Genomic DNA, 16,968 nt, shown 5'->3' with positions numbered 1-16,968 from the left:
TCACTCAGGGGCAGCAAACCGCTGTTGCAGCGAAAAGGCATCCTTGGACGCGCCGTTCTGGCGCAAACTCTGCAACCTCTCCCAGCCCTCGGCCAGTGAAACGCGGGTACCGCGCACAACCCACCACATCACCATCGTCGCGCCGTCCGAACGATCCACCCAATCGCGCAGGGTCCGCATCCCCTCGACATGTAATGGCTCGCGATAGGTGAACCTGTGCATCGCCTTGATGTCACGCCATCCGGCCATGGTGATGATGTGCAAATTGTCCTGAGTGCCGCGGGTGTCCTGCGCCAAAATCCCGTCCATCTCAAGGTATTGCCCATCCGGTGCCCGCGCCCCGTGAGCGTGCCAAAACAGGTCACCATCCGCCCTGGCCTTGGCGAAAATCAGCGGCAACTGGTGAAAAAAATACTGGATATTGGGATGCCCCGCGTTGAAGGGGCCTACAGGGCGCACGACATTCATGTGAACCAGCACGTATTTCTGGATGTCAGCCAACTGTTGCCCGCCCCCCAACCGTTCTTTCCAAGCCTGATATAGCACGGTAGAAAGCCCGGGACGTTGCAAATAAAGGTTCGTTGGCAAATGGCACCCTCAAAACCGGTCGTTCTGTGCATTCTTGATGGGTGGGGCCTGCGCAAAGAAACGCATGGCAATGCCCCGGCGCTGGCCGAAACACCAACCTTTGAACACATCATGGAAACCTGCCCGAACGCGACCCTCACCACCCACGGCCCTGATGTGGGTCTGCCCAAGGGGCAAATGGGCAATTCCGAAGTGGGCCATACCAATATCGGCGCGGGCCGGGTGGTGGCGATGGACCTGGGTCAGATTGATTTGGCCATAGAAGACGGCAGCTTTTTCCACAATGACCCCCTCAACAACTGGATTGCCGCAATCAAGGAGCAGGGCGGGCGCGCGCATTTGCTTGGGGTGGTGTCTGACGGAGGGGTGCACGGGCATCTGTCGCATATGATCGCCGCTGCCAGGGCCTGCACGGATGCGGGCCTTGATGTGTTGATCCACGCGATCACCGATGGGCGGGATGTCGCGCCGAAATCTGCGGAGACATACCTGTCGGATTTGGCCGCCGGGCTGCCTGCGGGCGCGCGGGTTGTCACCGTCACGGGTCGTTATTTCGCACTGGATCGCGACAACCGATGGGACCGTGTCGAAACTGCATTTTCCGCGATTGTGGCCGCCAGGGGCCGTGTCGCCAAAAGCCACTATGCCGCGGTCGAGGCCGCCTATGGCAACGACACGACGGACGAGTTTATTCCGGCCACCGTCATGGATGGTTATAAAGGGGCCAAGGACGGAGACGGGTTGTTCTGCCTGAATTTCCGCGCCGACCGCGCGCGCGAAATCATGGCGGCGCTTGGCGATCCGTCCTTTGAGGCGTTCGCGCCCGAAGGCCGCCCCGATTGGGCGGGTCTGATCGGGATGGCCGACTATTCCCAGGCGCATCAGGCTTACATGGGCACCGTCTATCCCAAGCCTGAAATCGTGAACACGCTTGGGGCATGGGTTGCCAAGGCGGGCTTGCGTCAGTTCCGCCTTGCCGAGACCGAGAAATATCCGCACGTGACCTTCTTTCTGAACGGTGGCACGGAAACGCCCGAACGCGGTGAAGACCGGGTCATGCCCAAATCTCCGTCCGTGGCGACCTATGATCTGCAACCCGAGATGTCCTCGGTTGAGGTCACGGACCGTCTTATCGAGGCGATCGAGGCTGGATATGACCTGATCGTGGTGAATTATGCGAACCCGGACATGGTCGGGCATACCGGTGATCTCAAGGCCGCGATTGCGGCATGTGAAGCGGTGGATCAGGGCCTTGCCCGCGTGCTGCCGGCGCTTGATGCTGCAGGCGGGGTGATGATCCTGACGGCCGATCACGGCAATTGCGAAACCATGATTGATCCCGATACCGGCGCGCCGCATACGGCCCACACAACGAACCTCGTGCCTGTCGCACTGATCGGGGCCGAGGGTGAATTGAATGATGGACGCCTGGCTGATCTGGCCCCTACCTTGCTTGAGTTGATGGGGCTGGACAAACCGGTTGAAATGACGGGGCACAGCCTGATTGCATGAGGTATCTTGCGGTCCTCATTGCTTGCCTGATGGCGGCGTCTGTCGCAGCTCAGGAGGACGCGGGCGCGCTGGCGCGTGAGGCGGGCGCGCAGCTTGAAAGTGCCTCGATTCAGTTGACGGACGCGGAAAGCGCGCGGGATCGGGTGCGCGCGTTGACCCAAACAGTGCAAGCCTATGAGGCGGGATTGTCGGCCATGCGCGCCGGTCTGCGCCGTGCGGCGATCCGCGAGGCACAGTTGAGCGGGCAATTGGCCGCACGCGATGCGGAAATTGCACAATTGCTGGCGGTGCTGCAACGGCTGACCCCCGGTGAATCCCCGACTGCGTTCCTGCACCCCGATGGCCCCAACGGCACAGCGCGTGCAGGTATGCTGCTCGCCGAACTCACCCCTGCGCTGAACCGGCGGGCCGAAACGCTGCGCCGGGACCTCGCGGATGTGACGGACCTGCGCCTCTTGCAGACGCAGGCAGCCTCCCAACTGCAAAAGGGCCTCAGCGAAGTGCAGACCGCGCGCGCCGCGCTCAATCAGGCAATGGCCGAGCGCACCGACCTGCCCCAACGCTTTACCTCTGATCCCGTCCGCACCGCGATCCTGATCGCCTCGGCAGAGACACTTGACGCGTTCTCAAGCGGGCTGGCCAGCATCGCGACCGACGACGCAGGCTGGACTCCGCCCAGCATCGACGACCAGATCGGCAACCTGCCTGCCCCGGTACGCGGGCTGATCCTGCGCCGTGCGGGTGAACCGGATGCCGCCGGAATTACACGGCCCGGCATTCTGCTGGCCACCCGGCCCGGCGCGCTTGTCGCATCGCCAACAGCCGCCACGATCCGCTATGTTGGCCCATTGCTCGATTTTGGGAACGTCACGATTCTGGAACCGCGTCCGGGCACATTGTTTGTCTTGGCGGGGATGGGCGTTACCTATGGAGAAACCGGCCAGATTATCGCGGCAGACACGCCATTGGGCCTGATGGGGGGGCTGCCGGGGCAAGGTTCCGCAGACGTGCCATCAACTGGTGGTGATGGGGGTGGCGCTGCGGCGTCGGAAACGCTCTATATAGAGGTAAGACAGGACAACGTGCCAATGGACCCGCTTGAGTGGTTCAGCACCGACAAGGATGGATAGATAGGAATGCAAAAATTCGTCATGGCCGCGCTGGGCGGTACATTGGCCGGGGTCATCGCCACGACGCAGGTGGCAGGGCCATTGCTGGCACAGGAAAGCGCTGCGAACAGCAGTGTCTATGAACAGCTTGACCTGTTCGGCGACATCTTTGAGCGCATCCGCAGCCAATATGTGGAAGAGGTCGAACCCGGTGAGCTGATTGAGGCGGCGATTGACGGGATGCTGACCTCGCTTGACCCACACTCCAGCTATCTGTCGCCTGATGATGCGGCGGCCATGCAAGTCCAGACTCGCGGTGAGTTCGGCGGTCTTGGCATTGAGGTTACGCAGGAAGAGGGCTTTATCAAGGTTGTCTCACCCATCGATGGCACCCCCGCCGCCGAAGCGGGGATCGAGGCGGGCGATTTCATCACTCATGTGGACGGCGACAGCATGTTGGGCCTGACGCTCGATTCAGCGGTTGAACGGATGCGCGGCCCGGTGGGCTCAGAAATCATTATCACCGTGGTGCGCGAGGGCGAAACTGAGCCCTTCGACGTCTCGATCATCCGCGACACCATCGAATTGCAGGCGGTGCGCAGTCGCACCGAAGGCGATACCATCGTGATGCGCGTGACCACGTTCAACGACAAAACGACGCCCAATCTGATCTCCAAATTGAAAGAAGAGGTCGAAACCCTCGGCGGCATGGATTCGGTGAACGGCTTCGTCATCGACCTGCGCAACAACCCCGGCGGTTTGCTGACCCAGGCGATCCGGGTGTCGGATGCCTTCCTCGAAGAGGGTGAGATCGTGTCGACCCGGGGTCGGGATCCAGTGGATGGGGATCGGTTCAACGCCACTCCTGGCGATCTCGCCGAAGGCAAACCTATCGTCGTGCTGATCAATGGCGGCTCTGCCTCGGCTTCCGAGATTGTGGCTGGTGCCTTGCAGGATCACCGCCGTGCTATCGTGATCGGCACCAAGAGCTTTGGCAAAGGGTCGGTGCAAACTGTCATGCCGTTGCGGGGCGAAAGCGCGATGCGCTTGACCACGGCGCGCTATTACACGCCCTCGGGTCGTTCGATCCAGTCGCTTGGCGTGAGCCCCGACATCATCGTCGAACAACCGCGCCGCGCCCCTCAAACCGAGGAAGAGGACGAGCCCGCAAGCGCTGTCGGCCAAAGCTCGGAAGCGGATCTGCGCGGCTCGCTCAACAACGACTCGCTCAGCGAAGATGAAATCCGCCAGATTGAGGAAGATCGCGCGAAGGCCGAAGCGGCCGCCGAGTTGCGCGAAGAGGATTATCAACTGGCCTATGCCATTGATATTCTGAAAGGGTTGAACGCCCTCGGTCCCAAAAACTAAAGATCAACGGGGTGGGCGATATCGCCCACCCTACGTTATAGACCAACCTCGAACTGGGTCAGCTTGGCCCAATCAAACGTCACTCCGATCCCCGGCACGTCAGGTGCAACCGCCAGATGGTCCTCAATCACGAGAGGCCGTGTGGTGTAGCGATCGATGGGAAAACTGTGCACCTCGAGCCAGCCTCCATGTGGCTGGGATGACACAAGCGACACATGGAGTTCCTGCATTCCGTGACTGCACACAGGCACATCGTGTTGTCGCGCCATTTCGGCCACCTGTAACCACCCCGTGATCCCGAGGCAGTTTGACGCGTCGGGCTGGATGAAATCCACATGCGGCATGGCACGCGCGAATTCGTGCATCGTGTGCAGGTTTTCGCCCTGCGCCACCGCCATTCCCGAAGCCTCCCGGATTGCGGCGTAGTCCTCGAATGCGTCCGGCAGAATGGGTTCCTCGAACCACGTGATGTCGTATGGCGAAATCGCCTTTGCCATTGAAACCGACTGATCCGTGGTCATGGAATAGTTCGCATCGACCATGAACGTGGCCTCTGGCCCAATCAGGTCACGCACCGCCTTGATCCGGGTCACGTCCTCGGCCTCGGTCGGTTGGCCGATCTTGATCTTGACCGCGTTATGGCCCCGGTCGAGATATCCCTGAATGCTGTCGAGCAGCTTGGGCAGGTCAAAACCCAGATCGATCCCGCCCGCATAGGCCCGGCATCGATCTGACGCGCCGCCAGCCGCCTTGAGCAGCGACTGCCCTGTACCCTTCAGCCGGGCATCCCATAGCGCGATATCCACCGCCGAGATCGCAAAGCTGAGGATACCGCCCCGGCCCACATAGTGCATGTGCCAGTCCATCGCCTCGGTCAACGCTTCGACGTTTTCACCGTCCTGACCGATCAGGAATGAGGCCAGATCGTGGGTGATCATTGCGGCCGTGGCATGTCCGCCCCGGCCCCCGTTATAGGTATAGCCCGTGCCGGTACGCCCATCCGCCAGCGTGACCGTGGCCGTCACCAGATGAAAGTGAAAGTGGTCGCCGTGTTTGGCATCCACCAGCACTTCATCCAGCGGTACCTCGAACAGGCGCGCGGTGACGTCAGTGATCGCGCTCATGTGTTGAGGTGGGCGGTCTCGGGTACGGGCGTCAGCACCTTGCCGGTCTTGATGTGTTCCAGCAGGTTGTCGACCACGAGATCGCCCATCGCCGCGCGCGTTTCATGCGTGGCCGAGCCGACATGGGGCAAGAGGATGACATTGGGCATGGATTTGAGGGCATCGGGGATCTTTGGCTCGGCCTCGAACACATCGAGGGCCGCATAACCCAAGGCCCCGGTTTGCAAGGCTGAAACCATCGCTGCCTCGTCCACGACCGACCCGCGCGAGACGTTGATCAGCAGGCCGTCGGGGCCCAGGGCCGCCATCACATCCGCGTTTACGATCTTGTTGGTCGAGGGGCCGCCGGGGGTGATGCAGATCAGCACCTCGACCGCTTTGGCCATGCCGAGAAGCGTCTCGTGATAGATGTAGTCCACGTCCTTCTTGGTGCGGGTATGATAGTGGATTTCGGGGTTGAACGGGGCCAATTTGTCGGCAATTGCCTGCCCGATCCGGCCCAGTCCGAGGATGCCGACACGCCGGTTATCCGCACTGCGCGACAAGGGCGCGTTGCCGTTGGTCTCCCAATTGCCCGAACGTGCATGCGCCTCTTCCGACAGGAAATTGCGGTAACTCGTGAGCATGAGCATCACGGTGGTGGTGGCGACTTCGGAGTTCAGCACGTTGGGCGTATGGGTCACGACAATGCCTCGCTTCACGGCGGCATCGGTGTCCACCGCGTCATAGCCCACACCATATCCGCTGACCATTTTGATGTTGGGACATGCGGCCATTACATCCGCCGGCACCCCATCGTGACCGTTCGTTGCAACATGTGTGATCGCCGCGCCGGGGTAATCCCCGTCGCTCAGCTTGTGGATATTGAAGTGGGGGGTCAGACGATCACGCATCGCATCCGTGATGCCCCCGATTTGCAGCAGATCATGCATCTTGTTTTACCTCTTGGCGCTGACGGCCCAGCCCTTCGATTTCGAGCTCCATAACGTCACCGACCTTGAGATAGGTTGGTGGTTTCATGCCCATTCCGACGCCCGGAGGCGTCCCGGTTGTGATGATGTCACCCGGGTGCAGTGTCATCAGCCCGCTCAGGTGTTCGATGATTTCGGCCACGGTAAAGATCATGGTCGAGGTGTTGCCGGTCTGCATCCGCTTGCCGTTTACGTCCAGCGACATGGCAAGGTTCTGTGGATCGGGAATTTCGTCGCGGGTCACGAGATATGGCCCCGTCGGGCCGAAGGTGTCGCAAGACTTGCCCTTGGTCCACTGCCCGGTCAGTTGGGTCTGGTAGTGCCGCTCGGACACGTCATTGACGACGCAATAGCCCGCCACGTGATCCAGCGCGTTTTCCTTGCTGACATATTTGGCGGTGGTGCCGATGACGACACCCAACTCGACCTCCCAATCGGTATGGGTTGAGCCGCGCGGCATGACCACGTCGTCATGGGCACCCACAATGGCGGAGTTCGCCTTGAAGAACAGAATGGGGTGCTCTGGGATTGCAGCCCCCGTTTCGGCGGCATGGTCCGAATAGTTCAGACCGATACACAGGAATTTCCCGAAGTTGCCGACGCAAGGGCCAAGGCGGATGTTGCCCTTGACCTCGGGCAGGGCGGAGGGATCGAGCGTGCGCAACCGATCAAGGGTTGCGTCATCCAACGTGTTGCCCGTCACATCATCGATTTCACCGGATAGATCGCGCAACGTGTCGCCATCAATGATTCCGGGTTTTTCACGGCCTACGGCACCGTATCTCACAAGTTTCATATAGTTTATTCCCTAGTGATTGTCGCGCGGCATATGCTTGCGCGAAATGTCTTGATAGGCGTCCGCGCCGCGCAGGGTCATGCCCTCGTCAAAGCGGCCCACCCGGTCGCGGAAAATTTCCTGCCACGGGCTTTGGTTTTCGGGGCTGGCATAGCCGCCGGCCTCTTGCAGCGCTACGGACCGTGCCGTCAGTTCGGTGGCATCAATCAGCATGTCGGCGGTGCATTTCTTCAGGTCGATGCGTACCCGGTCGCCGTTTTTCAGCAGGGCAAGCCCGCCCCCATCCGCCGCCTCGGGCGAGGCGTTCAGGATCGAGGGGGAGCCGGATGTGCCCGATTGCCGCCCGTCGCCGACACATGGCAGCGCGTCGATGCCCTTTTTCAGCAGGTAGGACGGCGCGCGCATGTTCACGACCTCGGCCCCGCCGGGATACCCTTTTGGGCCCGCACCGCGCATGAACAGGATGCAGTGTTCGTCAATGTTTTCCGCCGGATCGTCAATGCGGTGATGGAAATCCTCTGGTCCGTCAAATACGACCGCGCGCCCTTCAAAGGCTTCGGGATCATCCGGGTTGGACAGATAGCGTGCCCGGAAATCGGGCGAGATCACGGATGTTTTCATAATCGCGCTGTCAAACAGGTTGCCCTTGAGATTGATGAACCCGGCATGCTGCTTGAGCGGGTCGGAGGCAGAACGGATCACTTTCGTATCCTCGCTGCGCACATGGCCGCAATTCTCGCGCATGGTCTTGCCGTTGGCGGTGATCACGTCCGGATGAGGCAGAAGGTCGGCGGCAATCAACTCACCGATCACCGCAGGCACACCGCCTGCATGCTGATAATCCTCGCCCAGATACTCACCCGCAGGCTGCATGTTCACGATCAAGGGCACGTCATGGCCCACCGATTGCCAGTCATCGTTGGACAGCGGCACATCAAGGTGACGGGCGATCCCGTTGAGGTGGATGGGCGCGTTGGTCGACCCTCCAATGGCGGAGTTGATGACGATGGTGTTCTCGAACGCCTCGCGTGACATGATGTCAGAAGGACGCAGGTCTTCCCACACCATCTCGACCGCGCGTTTGCCCGTTTCGTAACTGATCTGCCCCCGCTCGCGGTAGGGAGCCGGAATGGCAGCCGCACCGGGCAGTTGCATCCCCAGCGCCTCGGCCAGCGAGTTCATCGTGGTCGCGGTGCCCATCGTGTTGCAATACCCGACCGATGGGGCGGAGGAGGCGACGAGTTCCATGAACCCTTCCTCGTCAATCTCGCCCTTGGCCATCATCTCGCGCGCTTGCCACACGATCGACCCGGACCCGGTGCGCTTGCCCCGGAACCAGCCGTTCAGCATCGGTCCGACGGACAAGGCGATGGCAGGGATGTTCACGGTGGCGGCGGCCATGAGGAGGGCTGGCGTGGTCTTGTCACAACCGATGTTCAACACGACCCCGTCCAGAGGGTAGCCAAACAGCGTCTCGACAAGGCTGAGATAGGCAAGGTTGCGATCCAGCATGGCGGTGGGCCGCTTGCCGGTTTCCTGAATGGGATGCACCGGTACTTCGATACAGGTGCCACCCGCGGCGATGATCCCGTCGCGCACCCGCTTGGAGAGTTCGATGTGATGCCGGTTGCAGGGCGAAAGGTCGCTACCGGTCTGCGCGATCCCGATGATCGGCTTGCCGGACTGTAATTCCTCGCGCGTGAGGCCGTAATTCAGATACCGCTCAAGATAGAGCGCGGTCATTTCCGGGTTGTCCGGGTTCATAAACCATTTGCGCGACCGCAAATCTTCGATTCCAATTTTACGAGTCATTGTCCTGACCAGCCTCCGTCGATGATGTGGGGATGTCCTGTGGTAAAGCCGCTTTCGTCGCTGGCAAGATAGACCACAAGGGCTGCGATTTCGTCTGCGGTGGCCACGCGGCCCATGGGCTGGCGTGACACGAATTGTTCAAGGGCGGCTTCATAGCTGCCGACCTGTTCGCCAAGCGCCTTGACCCGGTCATGCCAGCTTGGGCTTTCGACGGTGCCGGGGCAGATGCAGTTGCAGCGCACCCCGGTTTTCACATAGTCGACGGCGACGGATTTGGTCATGCCGATGACAGCCGCCTTCGTCGTGCCATAGATGAAGCGATTGGGTGCCCCGATGATGCTTGAGCAGGCCGATGACATGTTGATGATCGACCCTGTGCCGCGTTCGACCATACCGGGCAAGACGGCGCGCATGGTGCGGAACATGGACCGGACGTTGAGATCAAAGGCAAAATCCCATTCGTCGTCCGTCGCGGCCTCAACCGATCCGTGGTGCACAAAGCCCGCACAGTTGAACAATATATCCGGTTGAGCGTGTTCAACCCCGGCGCGGATGCTGGTGTCGTCCATCGCATCCAAAACATAGGTTTCGACACCTTTGGGCATATCGCCTAGTAACTCGGCATTGACGTCGGTGGCAAAGACCTGCGCCCCTTCGGAGGCCATCGCGATCACGCTGGCCCGTCCGATTCCCTGACCTGCCGCTGTCACAAGCGCGCGCTTTCCGTCCAAACGGCCCATGTGGTCCCTCCCATCCTGATCAGGTGTTGCGCTGGCCCTTGGCCTGCGTTTTGGTGTTAGCGTAGGACATGGCGGAACTGTTGACCAGCCGTCACGACAAAATGGGAGTACGCGCGATGGCGTTCGAAAAAGTGGCCCTGCTCGGGACCGGGCTGATGGGCTTTCCGATGGCGCGCAACCTTGCGCGGGCGGGCGTGCCGGTGACGGTCTGGAACCGCACCCGCGCCAAGGCTGACCCCTTGGCCGAGGTCGGGGCACAGGTGGTCGACACCATCCCCGAGGCGGCCGCGAACGCGGACATCATCATCACCATGATGAGCGATGGGCCGACCGTTTTGTCCGTTGTCGATGATGTTGCCCAAGCGCTGAAGAAGGGCGCACTCTGGATCGATATGTCGTCTACCAAGCCCGGCGAAGCCCGTGCGCAGGCTGCGGCGCTGGACGAGGTCGACGTGGCCCATCTGGACGCGCCTGTGTCAGGTGGCACCAAAGGGGCGGAAGGCGCATCGCTGGCCATCATGGTCGGGGGCGGTGCGGATGATTTCGGCCGCGCCGCGCCTATCCTTGAGGTTATGGGACGCCCCGTGCATGTCGGCCCGTCCGGCACCGGCCAGCTCAGCAAACTGTGCAACCAGACCATCGTGGCTGTCACCATCGGAGCGGTGGCCGAGGCGATGTTGCTGGCCGAACGGGGTGGTGCGGACCCGGCAGCCCTGCGCGCTGCTCTTAAGGGCGGGTTTGCGGACAGTACCATTTTGCAACAGCATGGCGAGCGGATGACGACCGGGAATTTCGCACCTGGCGGACTCTCGAAATTCCAACTCAAGGACCTGAATAACGTATTGGCAGAGGCCGAATCAGTCGACCTGTCCCTGCCCATGACCCAAGGGGTGCGCGACCGCTTTGCGCATTTTGTCGAGCATATGGACGGGGCGGACAGGGATCACTCGGGCCTTTATCTTGAGTTGCGCAGCCGCAACGGGATGGACACATGAAACGGGTTCTGGTCCTGGGTGGCGGCGGCATGGTCGGCCAAAAGCTGGCGCATCGTCTTGCCGATGATCCTGAGGTGGCGCTGACGCTGCATGACATCGCCTTTCCCGAAGGTGGGGCAGGCACGGACCGGCGCATCGGTGATCTGTCGGTTGTCGCCGAAGGGGCGGCTTTGGCGGCGGAACGGTTCGACACGATCTATTTCCTCGCCTCCATCGTCTCGGGCCAGGCCGAAACCGATTTCGATCTGGGCTGGCAAACCAACCTGTGGCCGATGTGGCATTTCCTTGAGGCGTTGCGCGCGCAGCATCGCGCCAGCGGTGGAGAGTACGTGCCGCGGTTGATCTTCACCTCGTCCATCGCTGTGTTTGGCGGCCCATACCCCGACAAGATCACGGATGATTTCCTGCAATCGCCGCAGACCAGCTATGGCGCGCAAAAGGCGGCGTGCGAACTCTTGGTACAGGATTTTTCGCGCAAGGGGTTCATCGACGGCATGTCCTTGCGCCTGCCCACGATCTGTGTGCGGCCGGGCAAGGCAAACCTCGCAGCCTCGTCCTTTTTCTCCGGGATTATCCGCGAACCGCTCAATGGTCACGAGGCGGTGCTGCCTGTGCCTGACACAGTGCGGCACTGGCATGCCTCACCCCGGTCTGCCGCCGGATTTCTGGTGCATGCTGGAACGCTGGATACGGAACGGCTTGAAGGGCGGCGCGCTCTGAACCTGCCGGGGATCAGCTGCACTGTGGCCGAACAGATCGAGGCGCTGCGCGATGTGGCGGGGAACAATGTGGTCGCCCTGATCAAGCCGCAACCCGATGCCGCGGTCGCCAAGATCGTCGAGGGCTGGCCGCGCGACTTCCTGCCCGAGCGGGCGATCGCGCTTGGGTTCGGGGCCGAAGAATCATTTCGTGAGATCGTGGATGTCTATATCGAAGAGGATTTGCAGCGATGAGGCTTGGTGTTTTCGCAGTTTGCGTCGTCGCTGCGACGAGCGGGATCGCGCTGGCCCATTCCGGTGTGAAGAACGCTGCGGTCATGCAGCGGATGATAGGGATGAGCGATATCAGCGAGAATATGAAAATCATCGGCGATATGGCCAAGAGACAGACCCCGTTCGATGGCGAGGCTGCGCGTGCCGCTGCGGTGGCGATTGCCGGATATGCCGCGCAGACGCCAGAGTTGTTTGCCGCCTTCGAGATGGACCCCAAATCCGAGGCGAAGCCGGACATCTGGGACAACTTCGATGATTTCAGGGCGAAGTCGATGCACATGCAGAACGTCGCCATGGACCTGTCCACATCCATGCGCCAGCCCGAGGACCTTGTACCCGCTCTTGCCGCTCTTGGTGAAACATGCCGGGCCTGTCACAAGGCCTATCGCGACTAGGCTTCAGGACTCAGGCAGGTTCGACCTGCGCATCGGTTATCAGGTGACGTGCGAGGTGATCGTGGATTTTCTGGCGTGTCAGGGCCTCGTCCCCGGCCATGGCTGCATCCAGAATTTGTTGATGATGCCGGATGTTTTCCGAGATGAAATCAAAGGCGCGGTCCTCGATCATCAGTTGCTGACGAAACCGGCAATAGATCTGTTGATGGGTGTCGCGCAGCGCATCAGAACCGCAGGCCGAGATCAGGGTTTCGTGAAAATGCCGCTCGGCATCGAACCAGAGATCAACAAAGGGCGCAGTGTCCCTGGCGCTTTGCAGCCGCATCTCCAGATGGCTGAGTTGGTGGTGCGCGGCGGTCAGGCGAGCCTCCCATGCGACCCCGCCACGGCGGATCGACATGGCCGTGCCCTCGGCCTCAAGCAGCACACGCAGATGGGTCAATTCGTGGATGAGTGCGCGGGATTGCTCGGGCACGCGAAACCCGCGCTGTTCGCGGAACTCGACCAGCCCGATGGTGGACAGCCGAAACAAAACCTCGCGAATCGTACTGGCGGAACATCCAAATTCGAGGCGCAAATGTTCGGCGCGCACCTTTTGGCCGTGTTCAAACCCGTTGGTCATCAGCCGGTGGCGCAAGGCGTTGAATATGTCGGTGTCATAAGACATGTGGCAAACAACTTGGTGTGAATGATCCCCTAAACTCTAACTCTGAAAATTTCGAAATTCCATCATAATCTCGAAATTTGGCCGAATTTCACTTTTATGTTGTCGTGTGGAACGTCTGCGCATAGCCTTCCCTTACCGCGCGCCAATCGGGGCATCAGATCTTGACCGCGCATGCCAACATGTCTGGGAGAAAAATATGACATTCATCAAAAAGGCGGCATCCGTCGCTGTCGCCGCGACGCTTGCGGCATCCGGTGCGATGGCTGATGGCCACGCCGAAACCAAACTGCGCATTCAAACGCACTACGCCCCTGAAACCGTGTCCGGCAAGCTGGCCGCGCAATATGTCGAAGACATTCAGACAATGTCCGGTGGCGCCATCGAAGTCGAAATGTTCTATTCGTCGTCCGTTGTGAAATCGGTCGAAACCTTTGATGCCGCTGCCACAGGCATTCTGGACTGCGACATGACGGGTGGCGGGTATCAGACAGGCAAGAACTCGGCGTTCCAGTTCGTGGGCGACATCATGGGTGGCTACGAGACCCCCTATCAGCAGCTGAGCTGGCTGTATTTCGGTGGCGGTCGTGAAGCGGCGGCACCCTTGTACAACAAGTACGGCATGGAGCTGATCGGCTGGTGGGTCTACGGCCAGGAGAGCTTTGCCTCGTCCAAGCCCATCGAAAAGGTTGCGGACTTCAAGGACTGGAAATTCCGTTCGCCTCCGGGAATGGAAACCAAGATCTTTGAGAAGCTTGGTGCCTCGCCCATCGTGATGGACTTCACCGAGATCTTTACCGCGCTTGAAACGGGTATCATCGATGGTGCGGACGCATCCGGTCTGGCCAACAATGTGGGCCTTGGTCTTTATGACATCGTGAAATACGCCAACTTCCCCGGCTTCCACTCGATGCCTTCGGATCACCTGGCGTGCAACAAGGCCGTGTTTGACGCGATGCCCGAAGCGCACCAGGCCATTATGAAGGTCGCCATGGAAGCCCTCGCACTGCGCACCGCCCTGACGTTCGAGAAGAAGAACGCCGAAGCGGCTGCCCAACTGCGCGCAGATGGTGTGACCCTGTCTCAGTGGGCCCCTGAGGAGCTTCAGAAGTTCCGCGATGCGGCCCAGGCCACATGGCCTGAGTTTGCGGACACGCCGGAAGCCAAGGCGCTGGTTGATGCGCACCTGAGCTATCTCACCCAGCTGGGCCTTGTGTCCAAGTAAACGATCCGGGGTCGCGCCACGCTGCGCGACCTCACTTTGCCCAAAGCACGGATATATCCTGCGACCGGGCGTATTTACGGACAGGGGGACGATGTGATGCAGCAGGTGCGCTCTGGCACTCTGGTCGAATGGCTTGTGCCACTCGCCTTTATCCTGTGCGGCGGTTGGGTGGTCTGGCATATGCCCGCCTTCACCCTCGATTTTTATCCCCCCGACGACCCTTCGCAATTTGACAAGCTGTCGGCTCTGTTCAACCGGGTCGATGTCTCGCCCGGCCTTGGTGGCCTGTTTGGTGGCTTTTCTGATGTGGTCGATTGGCTGGCGCTGATCGGAATTCCCGTGTTCGCAATCGTTGGCGTGCGCACCGTGCGCCGCGCGGGGATGGAGTTTGAAAGCTGGAAACCTGCGGACCGTCTGGCCGTCTTCATCGGTCGCGTCACCATGATGCTGATCGTGATCCTTACGGGCGTGATGCTGTATGAGGTGTTGCTGCGCTACGTGTTCGAAGCCCCGACGCTGTGGGCGAATGAGATGTCGCTGTGGCTCGCCGGGTTCGTCTTTCTGTGTGCGGGCCTTTACGCTATGCAGCAACGCAGCCACATCCGGATTGTCCTGCTTTATGATGCCGTACCGCGCTGGCTACAGCGGATATTCGATACGATCTCGACCGCACTGATTGTCGTATTCGCCTTTTTCCTCGTCTATGGCGGCTATGGCGAAGCCTTTGACAAGTTCTATCGGTGGGAGACGTTCGGCACCGCCTTTGATCCGCCCATTCCCGCGACCATGAAGCCGATGGTGCTGTTGATCGTCTCGCTTGTCGCCTTGCAGGCCGTCGTCAACCTGATCTCGGACTGGAACAAGGAAGAGGTCCACTACGGTGGCGAAGACCTCGATGAAGAAGAAATTGAGCGCATCAAGGCGCAAGTGGCAGGGAAGTAATCCATGGACGTCGGAACCATTTCACTTGTCCTGATGCTGGGGCTGATCCTGCTGCTGGCCATCGGGATGCCGCTTGGATTTGCCTCGGCCTTCATGGCCGTGGTTGTCCTGGTGATGAAATTCGAGCCCGCCTTGCTGCTCAACCCGACGCTGTGGGGCGAGGGGCTGCTCACGGGGCGACCGGGCACAGGTCCGCTCAACATCCTGCCTCAACGTATATACGGGGATGTCTTAACCAGTTATGTTCTCATATCCATTCCGCTGTTTATCTTCATGGCTGCCCTGCTCGAACGCTCGGGAATCGCCAAGGAGATGTATACATCGCTGAATGTCTGGCTGAACCGCACCCGTGGGGGCATTGCCATCGTGACCTCGATCATGGCCGTTATCATGGCAGCGATGTCGGGCATCATCGGGGGCGAAGTCGTGCTTTTGGGTCTGATCGCGCTGCCGCAGATGCTGCGTCTGGGCTATAACCAGAACCTCGCCATCGGGGTGATCTGCGCGAGCGGGAGCCTTGGCACCATGATCCCGCCTTCCATCGTGCTGATAATCTACGGGTTGATAACCGAAACCTCGATCAAGGCGCTGTTTACGGCCGCTTTCATACCCGGTTTCATGCTTGCGTCGTTTATCATCATCTACATCATCATCCGCACCACGCTAAAGCCCGAGGATGCGCCCCTGCCCGAAGAGCGGATCGAAAAACGGCTGGGTGAACTGGCGGGCGTGAATGGCATGACCCAAGCCGAGAAAGCCGAACAGACGGCGCTGCTGGCGGAAAAGGCGGATTTGGAAGCCCAGCCTCGGGGGCGCGAGAAATGGGCCCTGTTCGGGGCGTTTATGAATGTGGTTGTCGCCGGGTTCACCGCTGCGCTGTTCCTGCGTGCCGCGTTCTTTGAATACTCGGGATCGAATGCGGCCAACACAGGGGATGCGGCGTTCTGGGGCACGGCGGAGTATATCAGCATTTTCGCGGGCCTGTTCGTGATCTGCATGGTGTTGGCGGTCTTTGTCTTTGGGCGCGGGCGCACCGCGACCGGCTGGTCAATGGGTAAGGGGCTTGTGCCACCGATGGTCGTGATCGGGGTTGTGTTGGGGTCGATCTATGGCGGGATCACGGGCATCACCGAAGCGGCCGGCATGGGAGCCATGGCGGTCTTTGTGATCGCGGTTCTGCGCGGTGAAGCATCGGTGGAACTGGTGTGGGATTCGCTGATGCGAACCCTTAAATCCACGGGCACAATCGTGTGGGTGACTATCGGGGCGACGGCCCTTGCCGGGGCCTATACCATCGCTGGCGGCCCCACATACGTGGCCGATTTCATCGTCGGGTCCGAGTTGCCAACCATGCTGGTCATCGGGCTGATGATGCTGATCCTGCTGTTCATGGGGGCGTTTATGGACTGGGTGGGCATCGTGCTGCTGATCATTCCCGTGTTCCTGCCCATCGTGCTGAAACTGCCCATCGACGAGATCGGGATGTTCGGCGATTTGAACCCGCGCCACGTGGCGATCTGGTTTGGGGTGGTGTTCTGCATGAATATGCAGGTCAGCTTTCTGTCGCCACCCTTTGGTCCTGCGGCGTTCTACCTCAAATCCGTGGCTCCGTCACACATCACCCTGACGGACATCTTCAAAGGGTTCCTGCCCTTTATCGGTATCCAGTTGCTCGCGTTGTCGGTGCTGCTGATCTATCCGCCGATCATTTCGATACTCTTGTAGGGGTGGGGCA

16 protein-coding genes are annotated in these 16,968 nt (G+C 60.4%); 9 read left to right on the top strand and 7 right to left on the bottom strand.

All coding sequences use genetic code 11. The annotated features are described in order from the left end of the window. Positions 1 to 546 (bottom strand): DUF3291 domain-containing protein, encoded by a 546-nt coding sequence (locus Q0859_RS02455; RefSeq protein ID WP_299147299.1) that lies wholly within the window; start codon positions 544 to 546, stop codon positions 1 to 3. 42 nt (positions 547 to 588) lie between these two features. Between Q0859_RS02455 and gpmI the strand changes: the two genes are divergently transcribed. The 3 genes from gpmI to Q0859_RS02440 are packed head-to-tail and all read left to right on the top strand — an operon-like array spanning position 589 to position 4,577. After that, positions 589 to 2,100 carry a 2,3-bisphosphoglycerate-independent phosphoglycerate mutase gene (gpmI, locus tag Q0859_RS02450; protein WP_299147298.1) on the top strand — a complete coding sequence of 504 codons (1,512 nt, stop codon included), beginning with the start codon at positions 589 to 591 and terminating at the stop codon, positions 2,098 to 2,100. Between the two features lie 29 nt (positions 2,101 to 2,129). Further along, complete coding sequence (locus tag Q0859_RS02445) at positions 2,130 to 3,230, top strand: peptidase M23 (protein ID WP_299147297.1); 1,101 nt, start codon at positions 2,130 to 2,132, stop codon at positions 3,228 to 3,230. Between the two features lie 6 nt (positions 3,231 to 3,236). Then, entirely contained in the window at positions 3,237 to 4,577 is a 1,341-nt protein-coding gene (locus Q0859_RS02440; RefSeq protein ID WP_299147294.1) for a S41 family peptidase, read from the top strand. A 35-nt stretch (positions 4,578 to 4,612) separates the two neighbouring features. On the opposite strand, the gene Q0859_RS02435 is transcribed toward Q0859_RS02440, so the two are convergent. The 5 genes from Q0859_RS02435 to Q0859_RS02415 are packed head-to-tail and all read right to left on the bottom strand — an operon-like array spanning position 4,613 to position 10,020. After that, entirely contained in the window at positions 4,613 to 5,701 is a 1,089-nt protein-coding gene (locus Q0859_RS02435) for a mandelate racemase/muconate lactonizing enzyme family protein (protein WP_299147293.1), read from the bottom strand. Beyond that, entirely contained in the window at positions 5,698 to 6,633 is a 936-nt protein-coding gene (locus tag Q0859_RS02430; protein ID WP_299147292.1) for a 2-hydroxyacid dehydrogenase, read from the bottom strand. The genes Q0859_RS02435 and Q0859_RS02430 overlap by 4 nt, the downstream gene beginning before the upstream one ends. Then, on the bottom strand, positions 6,626 to 7,468 hold the full coding sequence (locus Q0859_RS02425; RefSeq protein ID WP_299147291.1) for a fumarylacetoacetate hydrolase family protein: 843 nt from the start codon (positions 7,466 to 7,468) through the stop codon (positions 6,626 to 6,628). Before Q0859_RS02425 ends, Q0859_RS02430 begins: the two co-directional genes overlap by 8 nt. Before the next feature lie 12 nt (positions 7,469 to 7,480). Beyond that, the gene (locus Q0859_RS02420; RefSeq protein ID WP_299147290.1) at positions 7,481 to 9,280 is read right to left on the bottom strand and encodes an IlvD/Edd family dehydratase; all 1,800 of its coding nucleotides are present in this window, start codon (positions 9,278 to 9,280) and stop codon (positions 7,481 to 7,483) included. Further along, entirely contained in the window at positions 9,277 to 10,020 is a 744-nt protein-coding gene (locus tag Q0859_RS02415; protein WP_299147289.1) for an SDR family oxidoreductase, read from the bottom strand. The genes Q0859_RS02420 and Q0859_RS02415 overlap by 4 nt, the downstream gene beginning before the upstream one ends. Before the next feature lie 68 nt (positions 10,021 to 10,088). On the opposite strand from Q0859_RS02415, the gene Q0859_RS02410 reads away from it, so the two are divergent. From Q0859_RS02410 to Q0859_RS02400, 3 genes are read left to right on the top strand one after another with little or no spacing between them, the layout of a single operon-like run. Next, complete coding sequence (locus tag Q0859_RS02410) at positions 10,089 to 11,015, top strand: NAD(P)-dependent oxidoreductase (protein WP_299147288.1); 927 nt, start codon at positions 10,089 to 10,091, stop codon at positions 11,013 to 11,015. After that, entirely contained in the window at positions 11,012 to 11,968 is a 957-nt protein-coding gene (gene denD / locus Q0859_RS02405; protein ID WP_299147287.1) for a D-erythronate dehydrogenase, read from the top strand. Before Q0859_RS02410 ends, denD begins: the two co-directional genes overlap by 4 nt. Continuing rightward, entirely contained in the window at positions 11,965 to 12,402 is a 438-nt protein-coding gene (locus Q0859_RS02400; RefSeq protein WP_299147286.1) for a cytochrome c, read from the top strand. Before denD ends, Q0859_RS02400 begins: the two co-directional genes overlap by 4 nt. A 10-nt stretch (positions 12,403 to 12,412) precedes the next feature. On the opposite strand, the gene Q0859_RS02395 is transcribed toward Q0859_RS02400, so the two are convergent. Beyond that, on the bottom strand, positions 12,413 to 13,069 hold the full coding sequence (locus Q0859_RS02395; RefSeq protein ID WP_299147284.1) for a GntR family transcriptional regulator: 657 nt from the start codon (positions 13,067 to 13,069) through the stop codon (positions 12,413 to 12,415). Between the two features lie 196 nt (positions 13,070 to 13,265). Between Q0859_RS02395 and Q0859_RS02390 the strand changes: the two genes are divergently transcribed. The 3 genes from Q0859_RS02390 (at position 13,266) to Q0859_RS02380 (ending at position 16,958) form a co-directional block, all read left to right on the top strand. Continuing rightward, positions 13,266 to 14,291 (top strand): TRAP transporter substrate-binding protein, encoded by a 1,026-nt coding sequence (locus tag Q0859_RS02390; RefSeq protein ID WP_299147283.1) that lies wholly within the window; start codon positions 13,266 to 13,268, stop codon positions 14,289 to 14,291. Positions 14,292 to 14,387: 96 nt separating this feature from the next. After that, positions 14,388 to 15,233: a TRAP transporter small permease gene (locus tag Q0859_RS02385; protein ID WP_299147282.1), complete on the top strand. Its 846-nt coding sequence runs from the start codon at positions 14,388 to 14,390 to the stop codon at positions 15,231 to 15,233. A gap of 3 nt (positions 15,234 to 15,236) precedes the next feature. Beyond that, positions 15,237 to 16,958 (top strand): TRAP transporter large permease subunit, encoded by a 1,722-nt coding sequence (locus Q0859_RS02380; protein ID WP_299147281.1) that lies wholly within the window; start codon positions 15,237 to 15,239, stop codon positions 16,956 to 16,958. The last annotated feature ends 10 nt before the right edge of the window (positions 16,959 to 16,968 follow it).

It is taken from the genome of uncultured Tateyamaria sp. (assembly GCF_947497045.1).
Lineage (GTDB): Bacteria > Pseudomonadota > Alphaproteobacteria > Rhodobacterales > Rhodobacteraceae > Tateyamaria.
This window is presented reverse-complemented; position numbering and strand designations above follow the sequence as displayed.

Excerpts from the sequence above, each read along its gene's own strand:
- Q0859_RS02445 (WP_299147297.1), top strand. The coding sequence starts at position 2,130 with ATGGCGGCGTCTGTCGCAGCTCAGGAGGACGCGGGCGCGCTGGCGCGT.
- Q0859_RS02435 (WP_299147293.1), bottom strand. The coding sequence starts at position 5,701 with ATGAGCGCGATCACTGACGTCACCGCGCGCCTGTTCGAGGTACCGCTG.
- Q0859_RS02430 (WP_299147292.1), bottom strand. The coding sequence starts at position 6,633 with ATGCATGATCTGCTGCAAATCGGGGGCATCACGGATGCGATGCGTGAT.
- Q0859_RS02420 (WP_299147290.1), bottom strand. The coding sequence starts at position 9,280 with ATGACTCGTAAAATTGGAATCGAAGATTTGCGGTCGCGCAAATGGTTT.
- Q0859_RS02390 (WP_299147283.1), top strand. The coding sequence starts at position 13,266 with ATGACATTCATCAAAAAGGCGGCATCCGTCGCTGTCGCCGCGACGCTT.
- Q0859_RS02410 (WP_299147288.1), top strand. The coding sequence starts at position 10,089 with ATGGCGGAACTGTTGACCAGCCGTCACGACAAAATGGGAGTACGCGCG.
- Q0859_RS02425 (WP_299147291.1), bottom strand. The coding sequence starts at position 7,468 with ATGAAACTTGTGAGATACGGTGCCGTAGGCCGTGAAAAACCCGGAATC.
- Q0859_RS02415 (WP_299147289.1), bottom strand. The coding sequence starts at position 10,020 with ATGGGCCGTTTGGACGGAAAGCGCGCGCTTGTGACAGCGGCAGGTCAG.
- Q0859_RS02395 (WP_299147284.1), bottom strand. The coding sequence starts at position 13,069 with ATGTCTTATGACACCGACATATTCAACGCCTTGCGCCACCGGCTGATG.
- Q0859_RS02440 (WP_299147294.1), top strand. The coding sequence starts at position 3,237 with ATGCAAAAATTCGTCATGGCCGCGCTGGGCGGTACATTGGCCGGGGTC.
- Q0859_RS02385 (WP_299147282.1), top strand. The coding sequence starts at position 14,388 with ATGCAGCAGGTGCGCTCTGGCACTCTGGTCGAATGGCTTGTGCCACTC.
- Q0859_RS02400 (WP_299147286.1), top strand. The coding sequence starts at position 11,965 with ATGAGGCTTGGTGTTTTCGCAGTTTGCGTCGTCGCTGCGACGAGCGGG.
- denD (WP_299147287.1), top strand. The coding sequence starts at position 11,012 with ATGAAACGGGTTCTGGTCCTGGGTGGCGGCGGCATGGTCGGCCAAAAG.
- Q0859_RS02380 (WP_299147281.1), top strand. The coding sequence starts at position 15,237 with ATGGACGTCGGAACCATTTCACTTGTCCTGATGCTGGGGCTGATCCTG.
- gpmI (WP_299147298.1), top strand. The coding sequence starts at position 589 with ATGGCACCCTCAAAACCGGTCGTTCTGTGCATTCTTGATGGGTGGGGC.